Genomic DNA, 4,010 nt, shown 5'->3' on the forward strand with positions numbered 1-4,010 from the left:
AACGCCTCGGTCATCGCGGCGACCGCGCTGCCCCGGTCGCCGGTGAACACCGCCCCGGCCCCGTCCGGGTGCCAGGCCGCGACCTCCGCGGCGGGAACGTCGACGTCGTCGGCGGATTCCCCCGTGGTGGACAGGTCGACCGTGCGGACCGCGACCCCGGTGGCCCGCACCAGCCCGGCGACGTAGCGCAGCTCGTCGCCCTTGGTGTCGAACGTCCCCACGATGTACGCGCTGCCCACGAACGCCTCCTCCGGCACACGGCGACACCGGTGATCACCACCACCCAACCACGTCACCGGCACACGCACCAGTGCGAGCACCCGGTGCGACGTCGGACGTGGCCCCTCCGCGTCCGAGGGCGGGTGTCCGATCGTGGACGGCCGGAGCGCGCACGACCGACACGACGCCGGAAGCGACCACAGGCCGGACAACACGGACAGGGGCGTCCCATGGCAGGAATCGGCATCATCGGTGCGGGAGTGGCCGGGATCCATCTCGGCCTGCTGCTGCGTCAACACGACATTCCCGTCACCATCTACAGCGACCGGACCGGCGAGCAGCTTGCCGGCGGGCGGCTGCCGAACACCGTGGCGCACCACGACACCACCGTCCGGCGCGAACAGGCCCTCGGCGTGGACCACTGGGACCTCGCCGAGCACGGGTACTTCGGCCACCACCACTACCTCGGTGGCCCGGAACCGAAGCGCTTCTTCGGTGCGTACACCGCGCCGTCCCGGGCGATCGACCACCGGATCTACCTGCCCCGGCTGTTGCACGACTTCCGGGAGCGCGGCGGGGACTTCCGGGTGCGGGCGGTGCGGGCCGCCGACGTGGCCGCCCTGTCCGACCAGCACGAGCTCGTCGTCGTCGCCTCCGGCAGCGGCGACCTCGCGGCAATGTTCCCCCGGCGCGCCGACAAGTCGCCCTACGACGCACCGCAGCGCAGGCTCTGCGTCGGGCTCTTCGACGGCATCGCCGACAACGAGCCGCGCAGCGTGACCCTCAGCCTCTCCCCGGGTCACGGGGAAATGGTGGAGATCCCGATCCGCTCGTTCGACGGCCCCCGGAAAGCGCTGCTGTTCGAGGCCGTCCCTGGTGGCGGGTTCGAGGTGCTCGCGGACGCGAGCTACGACGACGATCCCGCGGGGTTCGAGAAGTTGGTGAAGGACACACTGCGGGCGCACCATCCGACGACGTTCGAGCGGATCGACCACCGCCGGTTCCGCCTGACCCGGCCGCTGGACCTGCTGCAGGGAGCGCTCGTGCCGACCGTGCGCGAGGACTGGGTGCGCCTGCCGAACGGCCGCTACGCCATCGCGCTCGGTGACGCGCATGTCGTCGTCGACCCGGTGGTGGGGCAGGGCGCGAACTCGGCGTCGTACTCGGCGTGGGAACTGGGGCACACGATCATCGAGGATCCGACCTTCGACGAGCGCTTCTGTCGCAAGGTCGCCCGTCGCCGCGCCGACCGGGTGCACGCGACCTCCGACTGGACCAATCTGATGATCCGGACGCCACCCGCGCCGCACCTGCTCGAACTGCTCGACGCGATGGCGGGCGAGAAGGCGTTGGCCGACGAATTCACCGAGAACTTCAATCACCCGGAACGGCAGTGGGACGTCCTCGCCACCCCCGAGCGCACGCGCGACCATCTCGCCCGGCGCGGGAGGACGTAGCCGCGGTCTCGCCACCGCGGTAGCCGCGACGGCGGCGCCGGGATGTCGCCGACCTGTGCGGACCACCACGGCTTCACGCCGAGACCACGTCCGATGTGCGGGGCGGTCGGTCCGCTGCCGGTGTCACCGGCCCCCGGGGTACTCCCCGGTAGGCCGTTCGGTCATCACTATGCTCCTGCCCCGGAAGAGGGAGTCCAGGATTGGTGGGGCCGTGAGCGCGGAGAGCGAGCAGGCTACTGGGTCGGGCACAGCGACCGGGGGGACGACTCGGACGAACCCGACCGACGACCGGGCCGCCACGAGCGCGCGGGCGGGTGCCGACACCGCGTCCACACCGCCGGACGGCGGCGCGCGGGCCGGTGGTTCCACCGCGCGGCTGCTCGGCATCGACGTCGCCCGGGCCGTGGCGATCCTGGGCATGTTCGCCTCGCACGTCGGACCCACCAACTACGGCCACCCGCAGGCCTGGATGTTCCTGCCGTTCCACGGGCGCGCGGCGGTGCTGTTCGCCGTGCTCGCCGGGATCTCCATCGCGATCATGTCCGGTGGCCGGGAACCGGCGACCGGGCTCGGCTGGCGCAAGGCGCTCGTCCGCATCGGCTCCCGGGCCGTGCTGATGCTGGCGCTCGGGCTGGTGATGAACCAGGTGTTCATCGTGCCGGTGTGGATCATCCTCGGTTACTACGGCGGGTTCTTCCTGCTCTCCCTGCCGTTCCTGCGGCTGCGGGCGCCGAGCCTGGCGGTGCTGTCGGCCGTGGTGATCGTGGCCGCACCGGTGGTGTCCTGGCTGATCCGGCGCGCGTACTTCCCGAAGGACCTGATCGAGACGCCGCTGGAGGACATCCGTCCGGAGCAGTTGACCGGCGTCGGCGATCTCGTCACCACGCTGCTGCTGACCGGGGTGTTCCCGACCTTCGTCTGGATCGGGTTCGTCCTGGCCGGTATGGCGATCGGACGCCTCGACCTCACCTCGCGCGGCGTCGCGAAGCTGCTCGGCCTCGGTGGGCTCGCGCTCGCCGCCGTGGCCTACGGGGCGTCGTGGGTGGCGCTGCACGTGCTCGGCGGCATCGAGCGGATCCACGCGTCGCTCGCGCCGCACGCCGAGGCGGCCGGGATCGAGGTCGACCGCTTCCTGCACCTGAGCCTGTTCAAGGTGCACGGCACACCGCCCACCGACACCCCCGCCTGGCTGCTGCTCTCGCACGCCCACAACGGCACCCCGTTCACCGGTGCGGGGAGCACGGGGCTGTCCCTGGCCGTCATCGGCGGATGTCTCCTGTTGCAGCACACGTCGGTGCGGGGGCTGCAGGCGCTCGGCTCGGTCGGCGCGATGTCGCTGACCTGCTACGTCGGGCACCTCGTCGTGATGCAACTGCTCTGGGGTGGTGAGCCCGCCTACTCGGCGGCGAACGCCCTGCTGTTCATCGTCGGCTCCGTCGTGTTCGCCGCCGTCTGGCGCTCCTGGTACGGGCAGGGGCCGCTGGAGAAGTTCGTGGCGAAGACGTCGTCGTCGGCGACCCGGATCGTGCGCTGACGACCGGCCGCCGACGACGGGTTCCGTCCGGGCTCACCGGCTCCAGCGGGGGAGTCGTTCGAGGCCGCCCCGTTCGACCCGGTCGACCCGCAGGTCGTACCGGTCCGTCGGGTAGGGGTAGCGCACCTCGAACACCTGGCCCCACGGCAGCCGCGGCGGCGGGGTGGGCCGCAGCTCCGCGGGAACCTTCGTCCGGTCCCACACCTGCGCGGTCCCGGTCCACGCCCCACCCCACTCCGCGAAGAACGGGTTGTTCAGGATGCCCGGCTTGATCGCCTCGTCCGCGGCGAGATAGACGGTGGGCGTGTCGGTGATGCCGTGTTCGATCCGCGCCTGGTCCACACACGGCCACACCGCCGCCGAGACCTGGTCGGCGAACACCGTCCGGCCCGCGAGCAGCTCGCCCACCGGCCGCATCCCGGTCAGTTTCGGCTCGGCGACCGCGAGCCAGGTGTCGGCACCGGTGACGACGTCGGAGACGACGAACCGCACCAGCTCCGGCCGCTCGTCCGGCAGCGCCACGGACAGCTGCTGCCACGCGTCCGACAGCCGGTCGTCGGCGGGCAGCGGGTGCGTGTCGGTGACCCGGGGCGTGCCGTCGCCCGCGGTGCCGAACTGGGCTTCGATCACCTGCCCCTCCGGGGCGCCGGCGACCGGGAGGGTGACGTGCGTGCCGCCGTGGGCGGGAACCGGGTACCACCCGGTGGTCAGGGTGCCGGTGCCCGGGCTCGTGCCGTCCGGCAGGGCGTCGTGCCAGATCCGCGTCGGCCCGTCCCACGGGGCGGTCCGCAGCGGCGCCG

At 72.3% G+C, this 4,010-nt stretch carries 4 protein-coding genes; 2 read left to right on the plus strand and 2 right to left on the minus strand.

The features are described from left to right. The coding region (locus SACPADRAFT_RS29210) for a Tm-1-like ATP-binding domain-containing protein (RefSeq protein WP_007026781.1) at positions 1–239 on the minus strand (239 nt) is incomplete at its 3' end. A 210-nt stretch (positions 240–449) separates the two neighbouring features. Between SACPADRAFT_RS29210 and styA the strand changes: the two genes are divergently transcribed. After that, positions 450–1,676: a styrene monooxygenase subunit StyA gene (styA, locus tag SACPADRAFT_RS0221630; RefSeq protein WP_007026782.1), complete on the plus strand. Its 1,227-nt coding sequence runs from the start codon at positions 450–452 to the stop codon at positions 1,674–1,676. Positions 1,677–1,887: 211 nt separating this feature from the next. Continuing rightward, positions 1,888–3,210, plus strand: a complete 1,323-nt coding sequence (locus tag SACPADRAFT_RS0221635; protein ID WP_040924695.1) for a heparan-alpha-glucosaminide N-acetyltransferase domain-containing protein — start codon at positions 1,888–1,890, stop codon at positions 3,208–3,210. 33 nt (positions 3,211–3,243) lie between these two features. Here the strand turns inward: SACPADRAFT_RS0221635 and SACPADRAFT_RS29215 are convergent. Continuing rightward, positions 3,244–4,010 (minus strand): arabinosyltransferase C-terminal domain-containing protein (locus SACPADRAFT_RS29215; protein WP_007026784.1); only part of this gene is annotated, 767 nt, incomplete at its 5' end.

The organism is Saccharomonospora iraqiensis subsp. paurometabolica YIM 90007 (assembly GCF_000231035.2).
In the GTDB taxonomy this organism is placed as follows: Bacteria; Actinomycetota; Actinomycetes; order Mycobacteriales; family Pseudonocardiaceae; genus Saccharomonospora; species Saccharomonospora paurometabolica.